This window comes from Pseudomonas sp. TUM22785 (assembly GCF_028198105.1).
Lineage (GTDB): Bacteria > Pseudomonadota > Gammaproteobacteria > Pseudomonadales > Pseudomonadaceae > Metapseudomonas > Metapseudomonas solani.
This window is the reverse complement of the sequence record NZ_CP116239.1, coordinates 754767-779762: the sequence shown is the minus strand read 5'-3', so window position 1 is coordinate 779762 and position 24996 is coordinate 754767. Positions and strand designations below refer to the sequence as shown.

Annotated in this window: 36 protein-coding genes; 1 reads left to right on the top strand and 35 read right to left on the bottom strand. The window is 59.5% G+C overall.

What is annotated here, in order from left to right:
- Nucleotides 1-20 precede the first annotated feature (20 nt).
- Together PI990_RS03650 and PI990_RS03645 are read right to left on the bottom strand one after the other, a co-directional pair.
- Nucleotides 21-518, bottom strand: coding sequence for a single-stranded DNA-binding protein (locus PI990_RS03650; protein WP_021219615.1), 498 nt, complete (start codon nt 516-518; stop codon nt 21-23).
- Between the two features lie 9 nt (nt 519-527).
- On the bottom strand, nt 528-1922 hold the full coding sequence (locus PI990_RS03645) for an MFS transporter (protein ID WP_021219614.1): 1395 nt from the start codon (nt 1920-1922) through the stop codon (nt 528-530).
- Between the two features lie 209 nt (nt 1923-2131).
- Here PI990_RS03645 and uvrA point away from each other — a divergent pair, with 209 nt between their 5' ends.
- The gene (uvrA, locus tag PI990_RS03640) at nt 2132-4966 is read left to right on the top strand and encodes an excinuclease ABC subunit UvrA (protein ID WP_271659841.1); all 2835 of its coding nucleotides are present in this window, start codon (nt 2132-2134) and stop codon (nt 4964-4966) included.
- 68 nt (nt 4967-5034) lie between these two features.
- Here uvrA and PI990_RS03635 read toward each other — a convergent pair whose 3' ends face one another.
- From PI990_RS03635 to rpsL, 33 genes are all read right to left on the bottom strand, one after another.
- Nucleotides 5035-6483 (bottom strand): catalase, encoded by a 1449-nt coding sequence (locus PI990_RS03635; protein ID WP_271659840.1) that lies wholly within the window; start codon nt 6481-6483, stop codon nt 5035-5037.
- A 242-nt stretch (nt 6484-6725) separates the two neighbouring features.
- The gene (gene rplQ, locus PI990_RS03630; RefSeq protein WP_021219611.1) at nt 6726-7115 is read right to left on the bottom strand and encodes a 50S ribosomal protein L17; all 390 of its coding nucleotides are present in this window, start codon (nt 7113-7115) and stop codon (nt 6726-6728) included.
- Between the two features lie 42 nt (nt 7116-7157).
- The gene (locus tag PI990_RS03625; RefSeq protein WP_021219610.1) at nt 7158-8159 is read right to left on the bottom strand and encodes a DNA-directed RNA polymerase subunit alpha; all 1002 of its coding nucleotides are present in this window, start codon (nt 8157-8159) and stop codon (nt 7158-7160) included.
- A gap of 22 nt (nt 8160-8181) precedes the next feature.
- Entirely contained in the window at nt 8182-8802 is a 621-nt protein-coding gene (gene rpsD, locus PI990_RS03620) for a 30S ribosomal protein S4 (protein WP_184492124.1), read from the bottom strand.
- A gap of 16 nt (nt 8803-8818) precedes the next feature.
- Nucleotides 8819-9208 (bottom strand): 30S ribosomal protein S11, encoded by a 390-nt coding sequence (gene rpsK, locus PI990_RS03615; protein ID WP_003093689.1) that lies wholly within the window; start codon nt 9206-9208, stop codon nt 8819-8821.
- A gap of 30 nt (nt 9209-9238) precedes the next feature.
- Nucleotides 9239-9595: a 30S ribosomal protein S13 gene (gene rpsM / locus PI990_RS03610; RefSeq protein WP_021219608.1), complete on the bottom strand. Its 357-nt coding sequence runs from the start codon at nt 9593-9595 to the stop codon at nt 9239-9241.
- Between the two features lie 133 nt (nt 9596-9728).
- Complete coding sequence (gene rpmJ / locus PI990_RS03605) at nt 9729-9845, bottom strand: 50S ribosomal protein L36 (protein WP_014854209.1); 117 nt, start codon at nt 9843-9845, stop codon at nt 9729-9731.
- Between the two features lie 30 nt (nt 9846-9875).
- Entirely contained in the window at nt 9876-11204 is a 1329-nt protein-coding gene (secY, locus tag PI990_RS03600) for a preprotein translocase subunit SecY (protein ID WP_021219607.1), read from the bottom strand.
- Nucleotides 11205-11639, bottom strand: a complete 435-nt coding sequence (gene rplO, locus PI990_RS03595; RefSeq protein ID WP_021219606.1) for a 50S ribosomal protein L15 — start codon at nt 11637-11639, stop codon at nt 11205-11207.
- A 3-nt stretch (nt 11640-11642) separates the two neighbouring features.
- The gene (gene rpmD / locus PI990_RS03590) at nt 11643-11819 is read right to left on the bottom strand and encodes a 50S ribosomal protein L30 (protein WP_021219605.1); all 177 of its coding nucleotides are present in this window, start codon (nt 11817-11819) and stop codon (nt 11643-11645) included.
- 2 nt (nt 11820-11821) lie between these two features.
- On the bottom strand, nt 11822-12322 hold the full coding sequence (gene rpsE, locus PI990_RS03585; RefSeq protein WP_021219604.1) for a 30S ribosomal protein S5: 501 nt from the start codon (nt 12320-12322) through the stop codon (nt 11822-11824).
- Between the two features lie 3 nt (nt 12323-12325).
- A complete protein-coding gene (gene rplR / locus PI990_RS03580) occupies nt 12326-12676 on the bottom strand; it encodes a 50S ribosomal protein L18 (RefSeq protein WP_021219603.1) in 351 nt (116 codons plus the stop codon).
- Between the two features lie 10 nt (nt 12677-12686).
- On the bottom strand, nt 12687-13220 hold the full coding sequence (gene rplF / locus PI990_RS03575) for a 50S ribosomal protein L6 (RefSeq protein ID WP_021219602.1): 534 nt from the start codon (nt 13218-13220) through the stop codon (nt 12687-12689).
- Nucleotides 13221-13232: 12 nt separating this feature from the next.
- Nucleotides 13233-13625, bottom strand: coding sequence for a 30S ribosomal protein S8 (gene rpsH / locus PI990_RS03570; RefSeq protein ID WP_021219601.1), 393 nt, complete (start codon nt 13623-13625; stop codon nt 13233-13235).
- Between the two features lie 192 nt (nt 13626-13817).
- Nucleotides 13818-14123: a 30S ribosomal protein S14 gene (rpsN, locus tag PI990_RS03565; protein WP_021219600.1), complete on the bottom strand. Its 306-nt coding sequence runs from the start codon at nt 14121-14123 to the stop codon at nt 13818-13820.
- Between the two features lie 13 nt (nt 14124-14136).
- Nucleotides 14137-14676, bottom strand: a complete 540-nt coding sequence (rplE, locus tag PI990_RS03560) for a 50S ribosomal protein L5 (RefSeq protein WP_271659839.1) — start codon at nt 14674-14676, stop codon at nt 14137-14139.
- A gap of 20 nt (nt 14677-14696) precedes the next feature.
- On the bottom strand, nt 14697-15011 hold the full coding sequence (gene rplX / locus PI990_RS03555) for a 50S ribosomal protein L24 (protein WP_021219598.1): 315 nt from the start codon (nt 15009-15011) through the stop codon (nt 14697-14699).
- A 12-nt stretch (nt 15012-15023) separates the two neighbouring features.
- Nucleotides 15024-15392, bottom strand: a complete 369-nt coding sequence (gene rplN / locus PI990_RS03550; protein ID WP_003448734.1) for a 50S ribosomal protein L14 — start codon at nt 15390-15392, stop codon at nt 15024-15026.
- 22 nt (nt 15393-15414) lie between these two features.
- The gene (gene rpsQ, locus PI990_RS03545; protein ID WP_021219597.1) at nt 15415-15681 is read right to left on the bottom strand and encodes a 30S ribosomal protein S17; all 267 of its coding nucleotides are present in this window, start codon (nt 15679-15681) and stop codon (nt 15415-15417) included.
- 2 nt (nt 15682-15683) lie between these two features.
- Nucleotides 15684-15875, bottom strand: a complete 192-nt coding sequence (gene rpmC / locus PI990_RS03540; protein WP_016490538.1) for a 50S ribosomal protein L29 — start codon at nt 15873-15875, stop codon at nt 15684-15686.
- Nucleotides 15875-16288 carry a 50S ribosomal protein L16 gene (gene rplP / locus PI990_RS03535; RefSeq protein WP_021219596.1) on the bottom strand — a complete coding sequence of 138 codons (414 nt, stop codon included), beginning with the start codon at nt 16286-16288 and terminating at the stop codon, nt 15875-15877. The genes rpmC and rplP overlap by 1 nt, the downstream gene beginning before the upstream one ends.
- 12 nt (nt 16289-16300) lie before the next feature.
- The gene (gene rpsC, locus PI990_RS03530; RefSeq protein WP_016490536.1) at nt 16301-16987 is read right to left on the bottom strand and encodes a 30S ribosomal protein S3; all 687 of its coding nucleotides are present in this window, start codon (nt 16985-16987) and stop codon (nt 16301-16303) included.
- A 13-nt stretch (nt 16988-17000) separates the two neighbouring features.
- Nucleotides 17001-17333, bottom strand: a complete 333-nt coding sequence (gene rplV, locus PI990_RS03525) for a 50S ribosomal protein L22 (protein ID WP_007161246.1) — start codon at nt 17331-17333, stop codon at nt 17001-17003.
- Between the two features lie 13 nt (nt 17334-17346).
- The gene (rpsS, locus tag PI990_RS03520) at nt 17347-17622 is read right to left on the bottom strand and encodes a 30S ribosomal protein S19 (RefSeq protein ID WP_016490535.1); all 276 of its coding nucleotides are present in this window, start codon (nt 17620-17622) and stop codon (nt 17347-17349) included.
- 14 nt (nt 17623-17636) lie between these two features.
- The gene (gene rplB / locus PI990_RS03515) at nt 17637-18458 is read right to left on the bottom strand and encodes a 50S ribosomal protein L2 (protein WP_031287737.1); all 822 of its coding nucleotides are present in this window, start codon (nt 18456-18458) and stop codon (nt 17637-17639) included.
- A gap of 11 nt (nt 18459-18469) precedes the next feature.
- Entirely contained in the window at nt 18470-18769 is a 300-nt protein-coding gene (rplW, locus tag PI990_RS03510) for a 50S ribosomal protein L23 (protein ID WP_021219593.1), read from the bottom strand.
- Nucleotides 18766-19368 (bottom strand): 50S ribosomal protein L4, encoded by a 603-nt coding sequence (gene rplD, locus PI990_RS03505; protein WP_021219592.1) that lies wholly within the window; start codon nt 19366-19368, stop codon nt 18766-18768. Before rplD ends, rplW begins: the two co-directional genes overlap by 4 nt.
- A gap of 14 nt (nt 19369-19382) precedes the next feature.
- The gene (gene rplC, locus PI990_RS03500) at nt 19383-20018 is read right to left on the bottom strand and encodes a 50S ribosomal protein L3 (RefSeq protein WP_021219591.1); all 636 of its coding nucleotides are present in this window, start codon (nt 20016-20018) and stop codon (nt 19383-19385) included.
- A gap of 85 nt (nt 20019-20103) precedes the next feature.
- Nucleotides 20104-20415, bottom strand: a complete 312-nt coding sequence (gene rpsJ, locus PI990_RS03495; RefSeq protein WP_003243886.1) for a 30S ribosomal protein S10 — start codon at nt 20413-20415, stop codon at nt 20104-20106.
- Nucleotides 20416-20569: 154 nt separating this feature from the next.
- Nucleotides 20570-21763, bottom strand: a complete 1194-nt coding sequence (gene tuf / locus PI990_RS03490) for an elongation factor Tu (protein WP_271659835.1) — start codon at nt 21761-21763, stop codon at nt 20570-20572.
- A 30-nt stretch (nt 21764-21793) separates the two neighbouring features.
- The gene (fusA, locus tag PI990_RS03485; protein WP_271659838.1) at nt 21794-23941 is read right to left on the bottom strand and encodes an elongation factor G; all 2148 of its coding nucleotides are present in this window, start codon (nt 23939-23941) and stop codon (nt 21794-21796) included.
- Nucleotides 23942-23971: 30 nt separating this feature from the next.
- On the bottom strand, nt 23972-24442 hold the full coding sequence (rpsG, locus tag PI990_RS03480) for a 30S ribosomal protein S7 (RefSeq protein ID WP_021217015.1): 471 nt from the start codon (nt 24440-24442) through the stop codon (nt 23972-23974).
- Between the two features lie 110 nt (nt 24443-24552).
- Nucleotides 24553-24924: a 30S ribosomal protein S12 gene (rpsL, locus tag PI990_RS03475; protein ID WP_021217014.1), complete on the bottom strand. Its 372-nt coding sequence runs from the start codon at nt 24922-24924 to the stop codon at nt 24553-24555.
- Nucleotides 24925-24996: the final 72 nt, after the last annotated feature.

Below are 24996 nucleotides of genomic sequence, written 5' to 3'. Positions count from 1 at the left end.
TCTGTGCCGAACGGCTCGAATCAGAACGGAATGTCGTCGTCGAAGCTGTCGTAGTCCGGCGCCGGTTGGGCGGCGGGCTGCGGAGCCGGGCGCTGTTGTTGCTCACGCGGGGCGGACTGTTGCGGCTCACGCTGCGGGCGCGGGGCACGCGGGGCGGAATCGCCATCGTTGCCGGGACGGCCGCCAAGCAGCTGCATCTGGCCGTTGATGTCGACCACGATCTCGGTGGTGTAGCGCTTGACGCCGTCCTTTTCCCACTCGCGGGTGCGCAGGGTGCCTTCGACGTAGACCTGCGAGCCCTTGCGCAGGTACTCGCCGGCGATTTCGGCGAGACGGCCGAAGAACACCACGCGGTGCCACTCGGTACGTTCCTGCTGCTGGCCGGTCTGCTTGTCCTTCCAGCTTTCGCTGGTGGCCAGGGTGACGTTGGTCACGGCATTGCCGTTGGGCATGTAGCGAACTTCGGGATCACCACCGACGTTGCCAACCAGAATGACTTTGTTAACCCCACGGGCCATAACGTTCTCCTAGGCTTCAGCACGTTCGGGCGCCGCGTTGATCAGGCGCTCCAGGGACGTGCGGTCCAATTGTTCGGTATCCAACTTGATGTAGATGGCGCCTTCTTCGGCGACCACCACGGCATCCGCCACTCCGGGCAATGCCAGCAATCGCGCCACCAGCCCGGCATCGCCGAGGGCCGCTGCCGACAAGGGCAGGCGCAGGCTGGTGACATACGGAGGCTCGCGCATAGTAACAGCAATGGCGAGCCAAATCGCACAGACAACGGCGCAGCCGATGAATACCACCGACAGCCCGCCATGCTGGAACAACCAGCCCCCCAGGATGCCGCCAAGGGCCGCGCCGAGGAACTGGCTGGTGGAGTAGACGCCCATCGCGGTGCCCTTGCCGCCGGCCGGGGCGACCTTGCTGATCAGCGACGGCAACGAGGCTTCCAGCAGGTTGAAGGCGGTGAAGAAGACGATGGTGCCGATGACCAGCGCCTGGAGGGTGTCGCCGAAGGCCCAGAAGTACAGTTCGCAGGCCAGGAGCACGCTGACGGCCCCAAGCAGCACGCGCTTCATCCGGCGCTTTTTCTCGGCGTAGATGATGAAGGGCACCATGCCGAAGAAGCCCACCAGCAACGCAGTGAGGTAGACCCACCAGTGCTGCTCCTTGGGCAGGCCGGCCTTCTCCACCAGCGCCAGCGGCAGCGCGACGAAGCTGGCCATGAGCACGGCGTGCAGGGCGAGGATGCCGAAGTCCAGGCGCAGCAGGTCGGGGTGCTTGAGGGTGGGCAGCAGCGCCTGGCGGGCGACCCCGGACTCGCGGTGCTGCAGCGGGTGGTCGGCGCGCGGCACCACCAGGGCGATGATGGCGATGCCCACCAGCGCCATCACGGCGGTCACCCAAAAAAGCCCGGAGAGGCCGAAGGCACGGGTGACCAGCGGGCCGACCACCATGGCGACGGCGAAGGAGACGCCGATGCTCATGCCGATCATGGCCATGGCCTTGGTGCGGTGCTGCTCGCGGGTGAGGTCGGAGAGCAGCGCCATCACGGCGGCGGAGATGGCCCCGGCGCCCTGCAGCACGCGGCCGGCGATCACACCCCAGATGGAGTCGGCGTTGGCGGCGAGCACTGCGCCGGCGGCGAAGATCAGCAGGCCGATATAGATGACGGGCAGGCGGCCGATACGGTCGGAAACGATGCCGAAGGGGATCTGCAGCACGGCCTGGGTGAGGCCGTAGGCGCCGATGGCCAGGCCGATCAGCGCGGGGGTCGCGCCGGCCAGGTCCTGCCCGTAGGTGGCCAGGACCGGCAGCACCATGAACATGCCGAGCATGCGGAAGGCGAACACCAGGGCGAGGCCGCTGGCCGCTCGGGTCTCGCGGCCGCTCATGCGTTCGGAATGGGAGTCGTGCATAGATTCCTCATGGGAAACGGATACGGGGAAATGCGTCGTGCCCCTCGGCGGCGCACGCACCCGACCCTGGGTGCCCGGCCTGTGCCGGCGCCAAAAAATGTCGCGCATTCTAACAGTCCCGGTGGTCTACAGCACAGTCGCGCGCCTTTGCCGCAGGCTAGGCACGCCCCGTATAATCGCCGGTTTCCCGCACGCCAAACGAGGCAGCAGTGGACAAGATCCTGATCCGTGGGGCCCGTACCCATAACCTGAAGAACGTCGATCTCACCCTGCCGCGCGACAAGCTGATCGTGATCACCGGCCTGTCCGGTTCCGGCAAATCCTCCCTGGCCTTCGACACCCTCTACGCCGAGGGCCAGCGCCGCTACGTGGAGTCGCTGTCGGCCTATGCCCGGCAGTTCCTGTCGATGATGGAAAAGCCGGATGTCGACACCATCGAAGGGCTGTCGCCGGCCATCTCCATCGAGCAGAAGTCCACGTCGCACAACCCGCGCTCCACCGTGGGCACCATCACCGAGATCTACGACTACCTGCGCCTGCTCTATGCCCGCGCCGGTACGCCACGCTGCCCGGACCATGACGTGCCACTGGAAGCGCAGACCGTGAGCCAGATGGTCGACCAGGTGCTGGCGATGCCCGAAGGCCGCAAGCTGATGCTGCTGGCACCGGTGATCCGCGAGCGCAAGGGCGAGCACCTGGCGGTATTCGACGAGCTGCGCGCCCAGGGCTTCGTGCGGGCACGGGTCAACGGCCGCATCTACGAGATGGACGAGCTGCCCAAGCTGGACAAGCAGAAGAAGCACTCCATCGATGTGGTGGTGGACCGCTTCAAGGTCCGCGCCGACCTGCAGCAGCGCCTGGCGGAATCCTTCGAGACGGCGATCAACCTGGCCGACGGCATCGCCCTGGTGGCGCCGATGGACGACGAGCAGGGCGATGAGACCATCTTCTCCGCGCGCTTCGCCTGCCCCCATTGCGGCCACTCCATCAGCGAGCTCGAGCCCAAGCTGTTCTCCTTCAACAACCCCGCCGGCGCCTGCCCCACCTGCGACGGCCTGGGGGTGAAGCAGTTCTTCGACGCCAAGCGCCTGGTCAACGGCGAGCTGACCCTGGCCGAGGGCGCGATTCGCGGCTGGGACCGGCGCAACGTCTATTACTTCCAGATGCTCGGCTCCCTGGCCGCGCACTACGGCTTCAGCCTGGAGAAGCCCTTCGACGAGCTGCCGGCCGAGGACCAGAAGGCGATCCTCTTCGGCAGCGGCCGCGAGGACGTGGACTTCCGCTACCTCAATGACCGTGGCGATATCGTCAAGCGTTCGCACCCGTTCGAGGGGATCATCCCCAACCTGGAGCGTCGCTATCGCGAGACCGAATCGAACACCGTTCGCGAGGAACTGGCCAAGTTCCTCAGCACCCAGCCCTGCCCGGACTGCCGGGGCACTCGCCTGCGCCGCGAAGCGCGCCATGTGTGGGTGGGCGAGAAAACCCTGCCGGCGGTCACCGGCCTGCCGGTGGGCGATGCCGCCGACTACTTCGGCGAGCTGAGACTGCCCGGCCGCAAGGGCGAGATCGCCGACAAGATTCTCAAGGAGATCCGCGAGCGCTTGCAGTTCCTGGTCAACGTCGGCCTCGATTACCTGACCCTGGACCGCAGCGCCGACACCCTTTCCGGTGGCGAGGCGCAGCGCATCCGCCTGGCCAGCCAGATCGGCGCGGGCCTGGTGGGCGTGATGTACATCCTCGACGAGCCCTCGATCGGCCTGCACCAGCGGGACAACGAGCGTCTGCTGGCCACCCTCACCCACCTGCGCAACATCGGTAATACGGTGATCGTGGTCGAGCACGACGAGGATGCCATCCGCCTCGCCGACTATGTGGTGGACATCGGCCCGGGCGCGGGCGTGCACGGTGGCCGCGTGGTCGCCGAAGGCACCCCGGACGAGGTGATGTCGCACCCCGACTCGCTGACCGGCAAGTACCTCTCCGGCCGGGTGAAGATCGCCGTGCCGGCCAAGCGCACCCCGCGCGACAAGAAGAAGTCGCTGCTGCTCAAGGGTGCCCGCGGCAACAACCTGCAGAACGTCAACCTGGAGATACCGGTCGGGTTGCTGACCTGCATCACCGGCGTGTCGGGCTCGGGCAAGTCGACGCTGATCAACAATACCCTGTTCCCCATCACCGCCACGGCACTGAATGGCGCGACCACGCTGGAAGCAGCCCCCCACGACAGCTTCGACGGACTGCAACACCTGGACAAGGTGGTGGACATCGACCAGAGCCCCATCGGCCGCACACCGCGCTCCAACCCGGCGACCTATACCGGGCTGTTCACGCCGATCCGCGAGCTGTTCTCCGGCGTGGCGGAGTCGCGCTCCCGTGGCTACGGGCCGGGGCGCTTCTCCTTCAACGTCAAGGGCGGCCGCTGCGAGGCCTGCCAGGGCGATGGCGTGATCAAGGTGGAGATGCACTTCCTGCCGGATATCTACGTGCCCTGCGACGTGTGCAAGGGCAAGCGCTACAACCGCGAGACCCTGGAGGTGCGCTACAAGGGCAAGAGCATCACCGAGGTGCTGGACATGACCATCGAAGAAGCGCGGGAGTTCTTCGATGCCGTGCCGGCCATCGCGCGCAAGTTGCAGACGCTGATGGACGTGGGCCTGTCCTACATCCGCCTCGGGCAGTCGGCGACCACCCTGTCCGGCGGCGAGGCACAGCGGGTGAAGCTGTCCCGTGAGCTGTCCAAGCGCGACACCGGCAAGACGCTGTACATCCTCGACGAGCCGACCACGGGCCTGCACTTTGCGGATATCCAGCAGTTGCTCGATGTGCTGCACCGCCTGCGTGACCACGGCAACACCGTGGTGGTCATCGAGCACAACTTGGATGTGATCAAGACCGCCGACTGGCTGGTGGACCTGGGTCCCGAGGGCGGCTCCAAAGGTGGCCAGATCATCGCCACCGGTACGCCGGAAGACGTGGCGAAGATGAAGCAGTCCCACACCGGGCACTTCCTCAAGCCGCTGCTGGAGCGTGATCGCGCCTGAGTCCAGCGCACAATGAAAAGCCCCTGCCACCGCGAGGTGACAGGGGCTTTTTCATGTCCGGTGAAGGGTTAGCCGAGCTGGACGCCAAGCGCCTTGGCGATGCCTTCGCCGTAGGCCGGGTCGGCCTTGAAGAAGTACTGCAGCTGGCGCTGCACCACATCCTCGGTGACACCGGCCATGGCGCCGGCGATGTTGCTGATCAGCAACGCCTTTTGCTCGGCGCTCATCAGGCGGAACAGCGCGCCGGCATGGCTGTAGTAGTCGCTGTCATCACGATGATCGTGACGGGCCGCGGCACCACTCAACTGCAGCGGCGGCTCGGCGTACTGCGGTGCCTGCTTGGGGGCATTCGCGTAGCTGTTGGGCTCGTAGTTGGGCGCAGCGCCACCATTGCTGCCGAACGCCATGGAGCCATCGCGCTGGTAGCTGTTCACTGGCGAGCGCGGCGCGTTCACCGGCAGTTGCTGGTGGTTGGTGCCCACGCGGTAGCGGTGCGCATCGGCGTAGGCGAATACGCGGCCCTGCAGCATACGGTCCGGCGACAGGCCGACGCCCGGAATCATGTTGCTCGGCCCGAAGGTGGCCTGCTCGACCTCTGCAAAGTAGTTGAGCGGGTTGCGGTTGAGCTCGAGCTCACCCACCTCGATCAGCGGGAACTCCTTCTGCGACCAGGTCTTGGTCACATCGAAGGGGTTCTCGTGGTGCGCTTCGGCCTGGGCCTCGCTCATGATCTGGATGCACACGCTCCACTTGGGAAACTCACCGCGCTCGATGGCGTTGAACAGGTCGCGCTGGGCGTAATCCGGGTCGGTACCGGCCAGGCGGGCGGCTTCGGCCGGCGCCAGGTTCTTGATGCCCTGCTTGGTCTTGTAGTGCCATTTGACCCAGTGGCGCTCGCCCTGGGCGTTGACCAGGCTGTAGGTGTGGCTGCCGAAGCCGTGCATGTGACGGTAGCCATCCGGGATGCCGCGGTCGGAGAACAGGATGGTGATCTGGTGCAGCGCCTCGGGCGAGTGCGACCAGAAGTCCCACATCATCTGCGCGCTCTTCAGGTTGCTTTGCGGCAGGCGCTTCTGGGTGTGGATGAAGTCAGGGAATTTCAGCGGATCGCGGATGAAGAACACCGGGGTGTTGTTGCCGACGATGTCCCAGTTGCCTTCCTCGGTATAGAACTTCAGGGCGAAGCCGCGGGGGTCGCGTTCGGTGTCTGCCGAGCCGCGCTCGCCACCCACGGTGGAGAAACGCAGGAAGGTTGGCGTCTGCTTGCCGACGGCGTCGAACAGCTTGGCGCTGGTGTAGCGGGTGATGTCGCGAGTGACGGTGAAGGTGCCGTAAGCACCCGATCCCTTGGCGTGAACGCGACGCTCGGGGATGTTCTCGCGGTTGAAGTGGGCGAGCTTCTCGATCAGGTGGAAATCGTCGAGCAGCAGCGGGCCTCGGGGGCCGGCAGAACGGGAATTCTGGTTGTCGGCGACAGGGGCGCCAGAGGCGCTGGTCAGGTACGTCTTCTTGTCCATCATCTTGCTTCCTCACGGATAGTTACTAGCCAACGAGGAACAGGATGAAGCAACCGGCGATGCAGAGCCAATGCATTAAGGGAAAGCGATCGATAGATATTATCTTTCGACGTGTAGGCCCGAATTGATTATTTCCAACGAGGCTCCGAAGCACTTCCAGGCAGGATGCGAAGAGAAGAAAACCATAGGACTGAAACGAAAAAACCGGGCACTAGGCCCGGTTTTCTCTTGTAGCGTACGACTTACTCGGCAGCTTCTACTGCTGCGCCGCCGACCGGACGGTCGATCAGCTCAACGTAGGCCATCGGAGCGTTGTCGCCAGCGCGGAAACCGCACTTCAGGATGCGCAGGTAGCCGCCCTGACGGTTGGCGTAGCGCTTGCCCAGATCGTTGAACAGTTTGCCAACGATGGCTTTCGAACGAGTGCGGTCGAAGGCCAGACGACGGTTGGCAACGCTGTCTTCTTTGGCCAGGGTGATCAGCGGCTCGGCAACGCGGCGCAGTTCCTTGGCTTTCGGCAGGGTGGTTTTGATCAGTTCGTGCTCGAACAGCGAAACCGCCATGTTCTGGAACATGGCCTTGCGGTGTGCGCTGGTGCGGCTGAGGTGACGGCCACTTTTACGATGACGCATGGTTCAATTCCTTACCAAACTCACGTTCGGTGATTACGACGATCAGGCAGTCGCCTTGTCGTCCTTCTTAAGACTTGCCGGCGGCCAGTTGTCGAGGCGCATACCGAGGGACAGACCACGGGAGGCCAGGACGTCCTTGATCTCGGTCAGGGACTTCTTGCCCAGGTTCGGAGTCTTCAACAGTTCCACTTCGGTGCGCTGAATCAGATCACCGATGTAGTAAATGTTCTCCGCCTTGAGGCAGTTGGCCGAACGTACGGTCAGCTCAAGATCATCAACCGGGCGCAGCAGGATCGGATCGATCTCGTCTTCCTGCTCGACTACTACGGGCTCGCTATCACCTTTGAGGTCGACGAACGCTGCCAGCTGCTGTTGCAGGATGGTAGCGGCACGACGGATGGCCTCTTCAGGATCCAGGGTACCGTTGGTTTCCAGATCAATGACCAGCTTGTCCAGGTTGGTACGCTGCTCGACACGGGCGTTTTCCACCACGTAAGCAACACGACGGACCGGGCTGAACGAAGAGTCGAGCTGCAAGCGACCAATGCTGCGGCTCTCGTCTTCATCGCTCTGGCGCGCGTCAGCCGGCTCATAGCCGCGACCACGAGCCACTTTGAGCTTCATGTTCAGTGCGCCGTTTTCCGCCAGGTTAGCGATCACGTGGTCGCCATTGACGATCTCGACATCATGATCCAGCTGAATATCGGCAGCAGTGACCACGCCCGAACCCTTCTTGACCAGGTTCAGCGTTACTTCGTCACGACCGTGCAGCTTGACAGCCAGACCTTTCAGGTTGAGCAGGATTTCGATGACATCTTCCTGAACACCTTCGATGGCACTGTACTCATGGAGTACGCCGTCGATTTCGGCCTCGACTACTGCACAGCCAGGCATGGAGGACAACAGGATGCGACGCAGCGCGTTGCCCAGGGTATGGCCGAAACCGCGCTCGAGAGGCTCGAGCGTGATCTTGGCGCGGGTCGGACTGACCACCTGCACATCAATGTGGCGGGGGGTCAGGAACTCATTTACCGAACTCTGCATGGATGCACCTATTTTCTAGCCCTTACTTGGAGTAGAGCTCGACAATCAGGTTTTCGTTGATGTCGGCGGACAGATCAGCACGTGCCGGAACGCTTTTGAACACGCCGGACTTCTTCTCGCTGTCGACTTCAACCCACTCAACGCGACCGCGTTGGGCGCACAGTTCAAGGGCTTGAACGATACGCAGCTGATTCTTCGACTTCTCGCGAATTGCTACCACGTCACCGGCTTTGACTTGGAAAGACGGTACGTTGACGGTCTGACCATTCACGCTGATGGCTTTGTGCGATACCAACTGACGGGATTCGGAGCGGGTAGCACCAAAGCCCATGCGGTATACGACGTTGTCCAGACGGCACTCGAGAAGTTGCAGCAGGTTCTCACCGGTAGCGCCCTTACGGCTGGCAGCTTCCTTGTAGTAACCGCTGAACTGACGCTCCAGAACACCGTAGATACGACGTACTTTCTGCTTCTCGCGCAGCTGAGTACCGTAGTCGGACAGGCGACCACGGCGAGCGCCGTGCTGGCCAGGAGCCGATTCGATGTTGCACTTGGATTCGAGCGCGCGGGCACCACTCTTCAGGAAGAGGTCAGTACCTTCACGACGGGACAGTTTGCATTTGGGACCAATGTAACGAGCCATTTCTCACTGTCTCCTATTACACGCGACGCTTCTTCGGCGGACGGCACCCGTTATGCGGGATCGGCGTCACGTCGGTGATGCTGGCAATCTTGTAGCCGCAGGCGTTCAGAGCACGCACGGCGGATTCGCGACCCGGACCCGGACCCTTGACGTTAACGTCGAGGTTCTTGAGGCCGTATTCGAGGGCAGCTTGACCAGCACGCTCAGCAGCTACCTGGGCAGCGAACGGAGTGCTTTTACGGGAGCCGCGGAAACCAGAACCACCGGAGGTGGCCCAGGACAGGGCGTTACCTTGACGGTCAGTGATGGTCACGATGGTGTTGTTGAAAGACGCGTGGATGTGGGCGATCCCATCAACCACTGTCTTTTTGACTTTCTTACGGGGACGAGCAGCAGGCTTAGCCATGACTTAGTTCCTGTCGATTCGCGGGCGCAATTACTTGCGGATCGGCTTACGCGGGCCCTTACGGGTACGCGCGTTGGTCTTGGTACGTTGGCCATGAACAGGCAGGCCACGACGGTGACGCAGGCCGCGGTAGCAACCCAGGTCCATCAGACGCTTGATGTTCATGTTGATTTCGCGACGCAGGTCACCTTCAGTGGTGAGCTTCGCGACTTCGCCACGCAGCTGTTCGATCTGCTCGTCGGAGAGATCCTTGATCTTTACCGCCGGATTTACGCCGGTGGTTGCACAGATGCTCTGTGCAGTGGTGCGACCAACACCGTAGATGTAGGTCAGCGAGATAACAGTGTGCTTGTTATCTGGAATGTTGACGCCTGCAATACGGGCCATTCAGTGAAACTCCAGTTGACAGCTACCTACGCCCCGGAAGCCAAGAAATAGGGCGCGCGATATTAACGCTGTAGAAACGAATAATCAACCCGGCAGCGCACTAGCTGCCGGGCTCATAACGCGTGAATCACACTCAGCCTTGGCGCTGTTTGTGACGCGGTTCCGCGCTGCAGATCACGCGAACAACACCTTCGCGGCGAACGATCTTGCAGTTACGGCACAGCTTTTTCACCGATGCACGAACTTTCATCAGTAACTCCTAGAACCTTACGGAACCGGGTCAGCGGAGCATTCCGCCGCCGTAGCCCTTCAGGTTGGCTTTCTTCATCAGGGATTCGTACTGGTGCGAAACGAGGTGGGATTGTACTTGGGCCATAAAGTCCATAACAACCACGACAACGATCAGCAACGAGGTCCCGCCAAGGTAGAACGGAACGTTGGCTGCAACCACAAGGAACTGGGGAAGCAGGCAAACAGCCGTCATGTACAGAGCACCGAACATGGTCAAGCGGGTCAGTACGCCATCGATATAGCGTGCAGACTGCTCACCCGGACGGATACCCGGAATAAAGGCACCGGACTTCTTCAGGTTCTCCGCCACGTCTTTCGGGTTGAACATCAGCGCTGTGTAGAAGAAGCAGAAGAAAACGATCCCTGCACTAAACAGCAGAATGTTCAACGGCTGACCGGGGGCGATCGCCTGCGACAGGTCCTGGAGCCAGCCCATTTTTTCGGACTGACCGAACCAGGCTCCCAGCGAAGCCGGGAACAGCAGGATGCTGCTGGCGAAAATGGCCGGGATTACGCCCGCCATGTTCACCTTCAGCGGCAGGTGGCTGGTCTGCGCAGCGAAGACCTTGCGGCCCTGCTGACGCTTGGCGTAGTGCACCGCAATGCGACGCTGACCACGCTCAATGAACACCACGAAACCGATGATCGCTACCGCCAGCAAACCGATGGCGACGAGGGCAAAAATGTTGATATCGCCCTGACGTGCAGACTCGAAAGACTGCCCTATCGCTCTCGGAAGACCGGCCACGATGCCTGCAAAAATCAGCATCGAGATACCGTTGCCGACACCGCGCTCGGTGATCTGCTCGCCAAGCCACATCATGAACATCGCACCAGCCACGAAGGTGGTGACAGCCACGAAGTAGAAGCCGAAATCAGTCGAGAAAGCGACGCCCTGACTGGCGAGGCCGACGGACATGCCGACTGCCTGCACCAGTGCCAGGACTACAGTGCCGTAGCGGGTGTACTGGCTGATCTTGCGACGGCCAGCTTCACCTTCCTTCTTCAACTGCTCCAGCTGCGGGCTGATAGCGGTCATGAGCTGCATGATGATCGACGCCGAGATGTACGGCATGATCCCCAGTGCAAAAATGCTCATGCGCTCCAGCGCGCCGCCGGAAAACATGTTGAACAGGCTAAGAATGGTCCCCTCGTTCTGCCGGAACAGCTCGGCCAGCCGGTCAGGGTTTATCCCGGGCACTGGAATGTGCGCGCCAATCCGGTAGACGATGATCGCCAGGAACAGGAAACGCAGTCGAGCCCAGAGCTCGGATAACCCGCCATTGCTGAGCGCGGAGAGAGCACCTTGCTTAGCCATTTAGTCCTCGAACTTACCGCCAGCTGCTTCGATAGCCGCACGCGCACCCTTGGTGGCGGCGATACCTTTCAGGGTGACTGCGCGAGTAACGTCGCCCGACAGCATGATTTTCACACGCTGTACGTTCTGGTTAATCACGTTGGCATCCTTCAGCGACTGCAGGGATACGACATCGCCTTCAACCTTGGCCAGTTCGGAAGTACGCACTTCTGCGCGATCCATGGCTTTCAGGGAAACGAAGCCGAACTTCGGCAGACGGCGGTGCAGCGGCTGTTGACCGCCTTCGAAGCCCGGAGCGATGGTGCCACCGGAGCGGGAGGTCTGACCTTTGTGACCACGGCCACCAGTCTTGCCCAAACCGCTGCCGATACCACGGCCCGGACGGTGCTTCTCGCGACGGGCACCCGGCGCGGAACGCAGATCGTTCAGTTTCATGGATTAACCCTCGACGCGCAGAAGGTAGTAAGCCTTGTTGATCATGCCGCGATTTTCAGGGGTGTCCTGAACTTCAACGGTGTGACCAATGCGACGCAGGCCGAGGCCCTTGACGCAAGCTTTATGGTTAGCCAGACGGCCGCTAACGCTCTTGATCAGCGTTACTTTGACAGTTGCCATGATTAGAGAATCTCCTCGACGCTCTTACCACGCTTGGCTGCAACGGACTCCGGGGACTGCATGTTCTTCAGACCCTTGAAGGTGGCGTAAACCACGTTCACCGGATTGGTCGAGCCGTAGCATTTGGCCAGAACGTTCTGCACACCAGCCACTTCCAGGACAGCGCGCATGGCGCCGCCAGCGATGATACCGGTACCTTCGGAAGCCGGCTGCATGTACACCTTGGAGGCGCCATGAGCGGACTTGACGGGGTACTGCAGGGTGGTGCCGTTCAGGTCTACCTGGATCATGTTGCGGCGAGCTGCTTCCATCGCTTTCTGGATAGCGGCCGGCACTTCGCGGGACTTACCGCGACCGAAGCCAACACGACCTTTACCATCACCTACCACGGTCAGCGCGGTGAAGGTGAAGATACGGCCGCCTTTAACGGTCTTGGCAACGCGATTAACCTGAACCAGCTTCTCGATGTAGCCTTCGTCGCGCTTTTGCTCGTTATTTGCCATAACTTAGAACTCCAGCCCGCCTTCACGAGCAGCATCAGCCAGCGCCTTGACGCGGCCGTGGTACTTGAAGCCAGAACGATCGAACGCCACCTGAGTGACACCAGCTGCTTTCGCACGCTCGGCAACCAGCTGACCAACCTTCTTGGCCGCGTCGACGTTGCCGGTGGCGCCGTCACGCAGTTCTTTGTCCAGGGTCGAGGCGGTGGCCAGAACCTTGGCGCCGTCGGCCGAAATGACCTGGGCGTAGATGTGCTGGGAAGAGCGATACACGCAGAGGCGTACGGTTTCCAGCTCGCGCATTTTCAGGCGTGCCTTGCGAGCGCGACGCAGACGAGTTTCTTTCTTTACGCTCATTTGCTATGCCCTACTTCTTCTTAGCTTCTTTACGACGGACGACTTCGTCGGCGTAACGCACACCTTTGCCTTTGTAAGGCTCCGGCGGACGGAAGTCGCGAATCTCGGCCGCCACCTGACCAACCAGCTGCTTGTCGATACCTTTGATCAGGATATCGGTCTGGCTGGGGGTTTCGGCGGTAACGCCTTGCGGCAGTTCGTAATCCACCGGGTGCGAGAAGCCTAAAGCCAGGGACAGCACTTGACCTTTGGCTTGCGCCTTGTAACCAACGCCCACCAGCTGGAGCTTGCGCTCGAAGCCTTGGCTGACGCCGACTACCATGTTGTTGACCAGCGCACGGGTGGTACCGGCCATGGCCCTGTTCTGTTGGTCGCCGTTGCGAGCAGCGAAACGCAGCTCACCAGCCTCCTGCAGAACTTCCACGGACGGATGCACGTTCAGTTCGAGAGCGCCCTTGGCACCCTTCACCGAAAGCTGCTGACCGGCGATCTTGATTTCGACGCCAGCGGGCAGCTTGACGGGGTTCTTAGCAACGCGAGACATGCTTATCCCCCCTTAGAACACAGTGCAAAGCACTTCGCCACCAACGCCAGCAGCGCGAGCAGCACGATCAGTCATCACACCTTTGTTGGTGGAAACGATCGATACGCCCAGGCCGCCACGAACTTTCGGCAGCTGATCGACGGATTTGTACTGGCGCAGGCCAGGACGACTTACGCGCTTGAGTTCCTCGATGACCGGACGGCCTTCGAAGTACTTCAGCTCGATAGACAGCAGAGGCTTGATGTCACTGCTGATCTGGTATCCCGTGATGTAGCCTTCGTTCTTGAGAACGCTGGCCACCGCCACCTTCAGTTTGGAGGACGGCATGCTTACGACAGACTTTTCAGCCATCTGGGCATTACGGATACGAGTTAGCATGTCCGCTAACGGGTCCTGCATACTCATGGGCTAGTTGCTCCTAAATACAAAAGAAATAGCCTTGCGACTAGAATCGCGACAAAGGACAGGCAAACAAGGCCTGACTCCGGCGAGCCGAATATTCTAGAGATTGATCAAAAACGAATCAAGCCCCAAAAGGGGCTTGATTGATACCACTCAGCGGAGGCCGGGACTTGCGTCCCGACATCCAGAGCAACGTTACCAGCTGGCTTTGACCAGACCGGGAACGTCACCACGCATGGCGGCTTCACGCAGCTTGTTACGGCCGAGGCCGAACTTGCGGTAAACGCCGTGCGGACGACCGGTGATGCGGCAGCGGTTACGCAGGCGCGAGGCGCTTGCATCACGGGGCTGTTTCTGCAGAGCTACCTGGGCTTCCCAACGAGCTTCCGGAGTGGAGTTCGGGTTGGCAATGGTAGCTTTCAGCTCAGCGCGCTTCTTAGCGAACTTCGCAACCGTTTGCTGACGCTTCAGCTCACGGTTCTTCATGCTCTGTTTGGCCATGTTCCTACTCCAATCAGTTGCGGAACGGGAAGTTGAAGGCGCGCAGCAGGGCACGACCTTCATCATCGTTACGGGCAGTGGTGGTCAGGGTAATGTCCAGACCGCGCAGTGCATCGATTTTGTCGTAATCGATTTCCGGGAAGATGATCTGCTCTTTCACGCCCATGCTGTAGTTGCCACGACCGTCGAAGGACTTGGCATTCAGGCCGCGGAAGTCACGCACGCGCGGCAGGGAGATGGCCAGCAGACGATCCAGGAACTCGTACATACGATCGCGGCGCAGGGTTACCTTGACACCGATCGGCCAACCTTCACGGACTTTGAAGCCCGCAACGGATTTCTTGGCGTAGGTCACAATGACCTTCTGACCGGTGATCTTCTCAAGATCAGCTACAGCGTGTTCGATGACTTTCTTGTCGCCGATCGCTTCGCCCAGACCCATGTTCAGGGTGATCTTGGTAATGCGCGGAACTTCCATCACGTTGGAAAGCTGAAGCTCTTCTTTCAGCTTGGGCGCGATTTCTTTCCGATAAATCTCTTTTAGTCGTGCCATGGTCTTCTACCTAGCAGTGCTCAAGCATCAACCGCTTTTTGGGTCGACTTGAAGACACGAATTTTCTTACCGTCTTCTACTTTGAAACCAACGCGATCAGCCTTGTTGGTTTCAGCATTGAAGATGGCGACGTTGGAGACGTGCAGAGGCGCCTCCTTCTCGACGATACCGCCCTGTACACCGGACATGGGGTTCGGCTTGGTGTGGCGCTTCACCAGGTTGATCCCACCAACGACCAGACGGTCGTCAGTGAGAACCTTGAGCACCTTGCCACGCTTGCCCTTGTCTTTGCCGGCGATGACGATGATCTCGTCGTCACGACGAATCTTTTGCATGACGGCTTCTCCTTACAGCACTTCGGGGGCGAGCGAGACGATCTTCATGAACTTCTCGGAACGAAGTTCACGGGTCACGGGCCCGAAGATACGGGTACCGATGGGCTCTTGCTTGTTGTTCAGCAGAACAGCAGCGTTGCCATCGAAGCGAATGATCGAGCCGTCAGGACGGCGTACGCCGTGCTTGGTACGGACCACAACAGCGGTCATTACCTGGCCTTTCTTCACTTTGCCGCGCGGAATCGCTTCCTTGACGGTGACCTTGATGATGTCGCCGATACCGGCATAACGACGGTGCGAACCACCCAGGACCTTGATGCACATAACGCGACGAGCACCGCTGTTGTCAGCGACGTCGAGCATGGATTGAGTCTGAATCATATCTTTCTCCGACCCTTAGTCCTTAGACTTCCACGGCACGTTCTACGACTTCCACCAGTGCCCAGGACTTGGTCTTGGCCAGCGGACGGGTCTCGCGGATGGTGACCTTGTCGCCGATACGGCACTGGTTGGTTTCGTCGTGAGCATGCAGCTTGGTCGAGCGCTTCACGTATTTACCGTAGATCGGGTGCTTTACGCGGCGCTCGATCAGGACGGTGATGGTTTTGTCCATCTTGTCGCTGACGACACGACCGGTCAGCGTACGGACAGTTTTCTGAGCTTCAGCCATGATTACTTACCTGCCTGCTGGTTCAGCACAGTCTTGACGCGAGCGATGTCGCGCTTCACTTGCGAGAGCAGGTGAGACTGCCCCAACTGGCCAGTTGCTTTCTGCATACGCAGGTTGAACTGGTCGCGCAGCAGGCCGAGCAGTTGCTCGTTCAGCTGCTGTACGGATTTTTCACGAAGTTCATTCGCTTTCATCACATCACCGTCCGCTTAACAAAGGAGGTGGCGAGCGGCAGCTTTGCAGCAGCCAGGGCGAATGCCTCACGCGCCAGCTCTTCGGAAACACCCTCGATCTCGTACAGGACTTTGCCCGGTTGAATCTGGGCTACCCAGTACTCGACGGCGCCCTTCCCTTTACCCATACGAACCTCGAGAGGCTTTTTGGAGATGGGCTTGTCGGGGAACACACGGATCCAGATCTTGCCGCCACGTTTAACGTGACGGGTGAGCGCACGACGTGCGGACTCGATCTGACGAGCAGTGAGACGACCACGAGCGACAGCTTTCAGGGCGAATTCGCCGAAGCTGACCTTGCTACCGCGCTGAGCCAGGCCACGGTTGTGACCAGTCATCTGCTTGCGGAATTTTGTACGCTTAGGTTGCAGCATTTTGCGTACTCCTTACTTAGCAGCTTTTTTACGAGGAGCGGGCGCTTGGGGCTTGAGCTCTTCCTGGCGGCCACCGATGACCTCGCCTTTGAAGATCCAAACCTTCACACCGATCACACCGTAGGTGGTGTGCGCTTCGTAGGTTGCATAGTCGATGTCGGCACGCAGGGTGTGCAGGGGCACACGACCTTCGCGGTACCATTCGGTACGAGCGATTTCAGCACCGCCAAGACGACCGCTTACCTGGATCTTGATGCCCTTGGCACCAATGCGCATGGCGTTCTGTACAGCGCGCTTCATGGCGCGACGGAACATAACGCGACGCTCCAGCTGCTGAGCTACGCTCTGCGCAACCAGCATACCGTCGAGCTCCGGCTTGCGGATCTCTTCGATGTTGATGTGCACGGGCACACCCATTTGCTTGGTCAGGTCCTGACGCAGCTTCTCAACATCTTCACCTTTCTTGCCGATCACGATGCCGGGACGAGCGGTGTGGATGGTGATGCGTGCGGTTTGAGCCGGGCGATGAATATCGATACGGCTTACGGACGCGCTTTTTAGTTTGTCTTGGAGGTACTCACGAACCTTCAGGTCGGCAAACAGATAGTCGGCATAAGTGCGCTTATCTGCGTACCAAACGGAGGTGTGCTCCTTGACGATTCCCAGGCGAATGCCAGTGGGATGTACTTTCTGACCCATCTGATCGACTCCGTTACTTGTCCGCAACCTTGACAGTGATATGGCAAGACCGCTTGACGATGCGATCAGCGCGGCCTTTGGCACGCGGCATGATGCGCTTCAGCGAACGCCCTTCGTTGACGAAAACGGTGGAGACTTTGAGATCGTCCACGTCTGCGCCTTCGTTGTGCTCGGCGTTGGCCACGGCCGATTCGAGCACTTTCTTCATGATCTCAGCGGCTTTTTTGCTGCTGAAGGTCAACAGGTTGAGCGCTTCGCCCACCTTCTTCCCGCGGATCTGGTCGGCGACCAAGCGGGCTTTCTGGGCGGAGATTCGAGCGCCCGACAGCTTAGCGGCTACTTCCATCGTTCCTTACCCCTTAACGCTTGGCTTTCTTGTCAGCTGCATGCCCGCGATAGGTGCGGGTAGCGGCGAACTCGCCCAGTTTGTGACCGACCATGTCTTCGTTCACGAGAACGGGTACATGTTGACGGCCATTGTGTACAGCGATGGTCAGACCAACCATCTGCGGCAGAACGATGGAACGGCGCGACCAGGTTTTCACCGGCTTGCGATCGTTCTTTTCTACCGCTACTTCGATCTTCTTCAGTAGGTGAAGATCGATAAAAGGACCTTTTTTCAGAGAACGCGGCACTGTCGTATCCTCGATTATTTACGGCGACGGACAATCATATTGTCGGTGCGTTTGTTCGCACGGGTCTTCGCGCCCTTGGTCGGGAAGCCCCACGGAGACACCGGATGACGACCACCAGAGGTACGACCTTCACCACCACCATGCGGGTGGTCGACCGGGTTCATGGCAACACCACGAACGGTCGGGCGAACGCCACGCCAGCGCTTGGCACCAGCTTTACCCAGCGAACGCAGGCTGTGCTCGGAGTTCGAGACTTCGCCCAGGGTCGCACGGCACTCAGCCAGTACTTTGCGCATTTCGCCGGAGCGAAGACGCAGGGTTACATAGGCACCTTCACGAGCGACCAGCTGAGCCGAAGCACCAGCGGAACGAGCGATCTGAGCACCTTTACCCGGCTTCAGCTCAACACCGTGAACGGTGCTACCAACCGGGATGTTACGCAGCTGCAGGCTGTTGCCCGGCTTGATCGGCGCGTGAGCACCAGAGATCAGCTGGTCGCCAGCGCTCACGCCTTTCGGCGCGATGATGTAGCGACGTTCGCCGTCGGCATACTTCAGCAGAGCGATGTGAGCAGTACGGTTCGGATCGTATTCGATGCGCTCAACGGTGGCAGGAATGCCATCCTTGTTGCGACGGAAGTCGACCAGACGATAGTGCTGCTTGTGACCACCGCCGATGTGGCGAGTGGTGATGCGGCCGTTGTTGTTACGACCACCGGACTTCGACTTTTTCTCAACCAGCGGTGCGTAGGGGGCGCCCTTGTGCAGCTCTTGGTTGACAACCTTGACCACGAAACGGCGGCCTGCGGAAGTCGGTTTGCATTTAACGATTGCCATGATGCACCCCTTTACTCAGCGCTGCTGGCGAAATCGAGATCTTGGCCCGGCTGGAGGGCGATGTACGCCTTTTTCCAGTCGTTGCGCTTGCCCAGGCCGCGAGCGGTACGCTTGGTCTTGCCCTGTACGTTGACAGTGCGGACAGCTTCTACCTTCACGCTGAACAGGCTTTCTACGGCCTTCTTGATTTCCAGCTTGGTTGCATCAGTGGCAACCTTGAAAACGAATTGGCTTTTGCCATCCGCCAGGACGGTAGCCTTCTCGGAGATGTGCGGACCAACCAGCACTTTGAATACGCGTTCCTGGTTCATCCCAGCAGCTCCTCGAATTTCTTCACGGCGGACACGGTGATCAACACCTTGTCGTAGGCGATCAGGCTTACCGGGTCGGAACCTTGCACGTCACGAACATCAACATGCGGCAGGTTGCGAGCAGCCAGGTACAGGTTCTGATCGACATCATCGGAAACGATGAGGACGTCAGTCAGACCCAGGCCATTCAGCTTGCCCAGCAGATCCTTGGTTTTCGGCGCTTCAACTGCGAAGTCGGCAACCACGATCAGACGGTCCTGACGAACCAGCTCGGAGAGGATGGAGCGCAGAGCTGCGCGATACATCTTCTTGTTGAGCTTCTGGGAGTGGTCCTGCGGCTTGGCAGCAAAAGTGGTACCACCGGAACGCCAGATGGGGCTGCGGATGGTGCCAGCACGAGCACGACCGGTGCCCTTCTGACGCCATGGCTTCTTGCCGCCACCGGACACTTCGGAACGGGTCTTCTGAGCACGAGTGCCCTGACGACCACCAGCCATGTAGGCGACGACAGCCTGGTGAACCAGGGTCTCGTTGAACTCGCCGCCAAAAGTGCGCTCATCAACTTCGATAGCTTGAGCGCCATTTACATTCAATTGCATCTCAGCTTCCCCTCTTAACCGCGAGCCTTGGCAGCCGGACGCACAACGACATCACCGCCGGTAGCGCCGGGAACGGCACCCTTAACCAGCAGCAGATTACGCTCTGCATCGACACGCACAACTTCCAGGGACTGCACGGTCACGCGCTCAGCGCCCAGATGACCGGACATTTTCTTGCCCTTGAAGACACGACCAGGAGTCTGGCACTGGCCAATGGAGCCCGGGGCGCGGTGGGAAACGGAGTTACCGTGGGTATTGTCTTGACCACGGAAATTCCAGCGCTTGATGGTACCGGCGTAGCCTTTACCTTTCGACTGACCGGTAACGTCGACCAGCTGACCAGCCTGGAAAACTTCGGCAGTGATCTGATCGCCAGCCTGGTATTCGCCGTCTTCGAGACGGAATTCCCAGACACTGCGGCCAGCGGCAACGTTTGCCTTGGCGAAATGACCAGCCTGAGCGGCGGTCACGCGCGAAGCACGACGCTCACCGACAGTGACTTGCACTGCACGATAGCCATCGCTTTCTTCAGTTTTGAACTGGGTGACACGATTCGGCTCGATCTCAATGACCGTAACCGGAATGGAGACACCTTCTTCGGTGAAAATGCGGGTCATGCCGCACTTACGACCGACTACACCAATAGTCATGTTGTAAACCTCATGAGTGTACGGGGCTTTCACCCGCTATGGCCGCCCATTTCAGAGCGTTACACGACTAAGAACCCGAAGGTTATTAGCCGAGGCTGATCTGCACTTCCACGCCTGCCGCAAGGTCGAGCTTCATCAGCGCATCGACGGTTTTATCCGTCGGCTGGACGATGTCCAGAACACGCTTGTGGGTACGAATTTCGTACTGATCGCGCGCGTCTTTGTTGACGTGCGGAGAAATCAGAACGGTGTACCGCTCTTTGCGAGTAGGCAGAGGAATCGGACCACGCACCTGAGCACCAGTACGTTTCGCGGTTTCCACGATTTCCTGGGTGGATTGATCGATCAGGCGATGGTCAAAAGCCTTCAACCGAATACGGATTTGTTGGTTTTGCATTTTGACCTCAGACTCTATCTCTGCTTCCCCAACGGACGGACTACGCCCGTTAAAAGGAGGCGTGATTGTACGGATGCTCCGGAAAGGTGTCAACTTTTGACCAACCAAAAGAAAAGGGGCCCCGAAGGGCCCCTTTCCTCAACAAGATCTTCGATTACTCGAAGATCTTGGCAACCACGCCGGCGCCAACGGTACGGCCGCCTTCGCGAATCGCGAAACGCAGACCGTCTTCCATGGCGATCGGTGCGATCAGGGTGACAACCATCTTGATGTTGTCGCCCGGCATTACCATTTCCACGCCTTCCGGCAGCTCGCAGTTACCGGTAACGTCGGTGGTGCGGAAGTAGAACTGCGGACGGTAGCCCTTGAAGAACGGGGTGTGACGACCACCTTCTTCTTTGGACAGTACGTACACTTCGCACTCGAACTTGGTGTGCGGCTTGATGGTGCCCGGCTTGGCCAGAACCTGACCACGCTCTACGTCGTCACGCTTGGTGCCGCGCAGCAGGATACCAACGTTCTCACCAGCACGACCCTCGTCGAGCAGCTTGCGGAACATTTCAACGCCGGTGCAGATGGTCTTGGAGGTATCACGGATACCAACAATTTCCACTTCTTCCTGGACCTTGACGATGCCGCGCTCAACACGACCGGTAACCACGGTACCGCGGCCGGAGATGGAGAACACGTCTTCGATCGGCATCAGGAACGGCTGATCGATAGCACGAACCGGCTCCGGAATGTAGGAGTCCAGGGTCTCTACCAGCTTACGAACAGCGGAAACGCCGATTTCGTTGTCGTCTTTGCCTTCCAGCGCCATCAGCGCGGAACCGATAACGATCGGAGTGTCGTCGCCCGGGAAGTCGTAGGTGTTCAGCAGATCGCGAACTTCCATTTCGACCAGTTCCAGCAGCTCGGCGTCGTCAACCATGTCGGCCTTGTTCAGGAACACGACGATGTAGGGAACGCCTACCTGACGGGACAGCAGGATGTGCTCGCGAGTCTGCGGCATGGGGCCGTCAGCAGCGGAGCAAACCAGGATCGCGCCGTCCATCTGGGCAGCACCGGTGATCATGTTCTTCACATAGTCAGCGTGACCAGGGCAGTCAACGTGAGCGTAGTGGCGAACAGCGGAATCGTACTCAACGTGGGAGGTGTTGATGGTGATACCGCGAGCTTTCTCTTCCGGCGCGTTGTCGATCTGGTCGAACGCACGAGCAGAACCACCCCAGGTCTCGGAGCAGACTTTGGTCAGAGCAGCGGTCAGAGTGGTTTTGCCATGGTCAACGTGACCAATGGTGCCAACGTTGACGTGCGGTTTGTTACGTTCAAATTTTTCTTTAGCCACGACAGTAAACCTCTTACTTAAAGGGCTGAATCAACCTTGTTTTTTAACCAGGGCTTCGACGACATTCGACGGAGCTTCGGCGTATTTGGAGAATTCCATGGAGTAGCTCGCGCGACCCTGGGACATGGAACGTACGTCGGTCGCATAACCGAACATCTCACCCAGCGGAACCTCGGCACGAATTACCTTACCGGAAACGCTGTCTTCCATCCCCTGAATCAGACCGCGACGACGGTTCAGGTCACCCATCACGTCACCCATGTAGTCTTCAGGAGTTACCACCTCTACCCGCATGATCGGCTCAAGCACTTTACCGCCGCCCTTCTGGGCCAGTTGCTTGGTCGCCATGGAGGCAGCGATCTTGAACGCCATCTCGTTGGAGTCGACGTCGTGGTACGAACCATCGAACACGGAAGCCTTCAGGCCGATGAGCGGATAGCCGGCAACGACGCCGTTCTTCATCTGCTCTTCGATACCCTTCTGGATCGCCGGGATGTATTCCTTCGGAACCACACCGCCCACGACTTCGTTGGTGAACACCAGACCTTCGGTGATGTTGCCTTTCTCGTCCACATCGGCAGCCGAGAAACGGATCCAGCAGTGACCGAACTGACCGCGACCACCGGACTGACGAACGAACTTGCCTTCGATCTCGACGTTGTCCTTGGTGATGGTTTCACGGTAGGAAACCTGCGGCTTGCCGATGTTGGCCTCGACGCCGAACTCGCGCTTCATGCGATCGACGAGGATGTCCAGGTGCAGCTCACCCATACCGGAGATGATGGTCTGGCCGGTTTCTTCGTCGGTCTTGACGCGGAACGACGGGTCTTCCTGGGCCAGTTTGCCGAGGGCGATACCCATCTTCTCCTGGTCAGCCTTGGTCTTCGGCTCAACAGCCACCGAAATAACAGGCTCCGGGAAGTCCATACGCTCGAGGATGATCGGCTTCTCGATATCGCACAGGGTGTCACCGGTGGTGACGTCCTTCATGCCGATCAGAGCGGCGATGTCGCCAGCGCGCACTTCTTTGATCTCGTCACGCTGGTTGGCGTGCATCTGCACCATCCGACCAACGCGCTCTTTCTTGCCTTTCACGGAGTTGACGACCGACTGGCCGGACTCCAGAACGCCCGAATAAACGCGAACGAAGGTCAGAGTACCAACGAACGGGTCAGTAGCGATCTTGAACGCCAGCGCCGAGAACGGAGCAGCGTCATCAGCATGACGCTCGTCGTACTGTTCTGCGGTCACATCTTCCTTCGGAGTGTCGGCCAGATCAGGATGGATACCCTTGATCGCCGGAATCTCGGTCGGAGCAGGCAGGAAGTCGATGACGGCATCGAGAACCAGGGGCACGCCCTTGTTCTTGAAGGAGGAGCCGCAGACAGCAGGAACGATTTCGCAGGCGATAGTACGCTGACGCAGGCCGGCCTTGATCTCTTCGATCGACAGCTCACCCTCTTCCAGGTACTTGTTCATCAGCTCTTCGTTGGCCTCGGCAGCAGCCTCGACCATGTTGTTGCGCCACTCGTTAGCCAGCTCAACCAGATCCGCAGGAATCTCTTCCTCGCGGTAGGAGGTGCCCTTGTCGTCTTCGTTCCAGTAGATGGCCTTCATCTTCAGCAGGTCGACCTGCCCTTGGAAGTCATCTTCTGCACCGATGGCCAGCTGAACCGGAACCGGGGTGTGACCCAGACGGTTCTTGATCTGACCGACGACGCGCAGGAAGTTGGCGCCGGCGCGGTCCATCTTGTTCACGTAAACGATACGCGGAACACCGTACTTGTTGGCCTGACGCCATACGGTTTCGGACTGAGGCTCAACACCGGAAGTGCCGCAGAACACCACGACAGCACCGTCCAGTACACGCAGAGAGCGCTCAACTTCAATGGTGAAGTCTACGTGGCCGGGGGTGTCGATGACGTTTACGCGATACTTGTCGTACTGACCGCGCGAACCTTCCCAGAAGGTAGTGATCGCAGCGGAAGTGATGGTGATACCACGCTCCTGCTCCTGCACCATCCAGTCGGTGGTAGCAGCGCCGTCGTGTACTTCACCCATCTTGTGGCTGAGACCGGTGTAGAACAGGATCCGCTCGGTAGTGGTGGTCTTGCCCGCGTCAACGTGGGCACAGATACCAATGTTCCGGTAGCGGTTGATTGCTGTATTACGAGCCATAAAGCCCTCGCAGAAGAATAGATGCCGTTATTAGAAGCGGTAGTGCGAGAACGCTTTGTTGGCCTCAGCCATACGGTGTACGTCTTCACGCTTCTTGACAGCAGCGCCTTTGCCTTCAAAGGCATCCAGCAGCTCGCCAGCGAGACGCAGGGCCATGGACTTCTCGCCACGCTTGCGGGCAGAGTCAACGAGCCAGCGCATGGCCAGTGCATTGCGACGGGACGGGCGAACTTCGACCGGAACCTGGTAAGTAGCACCGCCTACACGGCGGGACTTCACTTCGACCAGCGGAGCGATGGCGTCGAGAGCTTTCTCGAAGATCTCCAGGGGATCGGTGTTCTTGCGGGTTTTGACGGTATCCAGAGCACCGTAAACGATGCGCTCGGCTACGGCCTTCTTGCCGCTTTCCATCACGTGGTTCATGAACTTGGCGAGGATCTGGCTTCCGTATTTCGGATCGTCCAGGATCTCACGCTTGGCTGCTACACGACGTCTTGGCATTGATAAGCCCTCAAACGGTCTTCAGGTTAGCCCGGAACCATAACCATTCGATTACGTCCGACCTTACTCTTATCGACTCAATAAAATTGAAAATCAGTGAGCGAACCGAATTACTTCGGACGCTTGGTACCGTACTTCGAACGGCCCTGCTTACGGTCTTTGACACCGGTGGTGTCCAGAGAACCGCGAACGGTGTGGTAGCGAACACCGGGAAGGTCTTTTACACGACCGCCACGGATCAGCACTACGCTGTGCTCTTGCAGGTTGTGACCTTCACCGCCGATGTAGGAGGTGACTTCAAAACCGTTGGTCAGACGAACACGGCAAACCTTACGGAGTGCGGAGTTCGGTTTTTTCGGCGTAGTGGTGTACACGCGGGTGCACACGCCACGACGTTGCGGGCAGTTCTGCAGCGCAGGAACGTCGGATTTTTCGACGATACGCTTGCGCGGCTGACGTACCAGCTGGTTGATAGTTGCCATCTATAAGCTCCACTGTTGTCTTTCGACGCTATTGCCCTAAAGCAAAATGGCAGGGCGCTTGCCCTGCCAAAT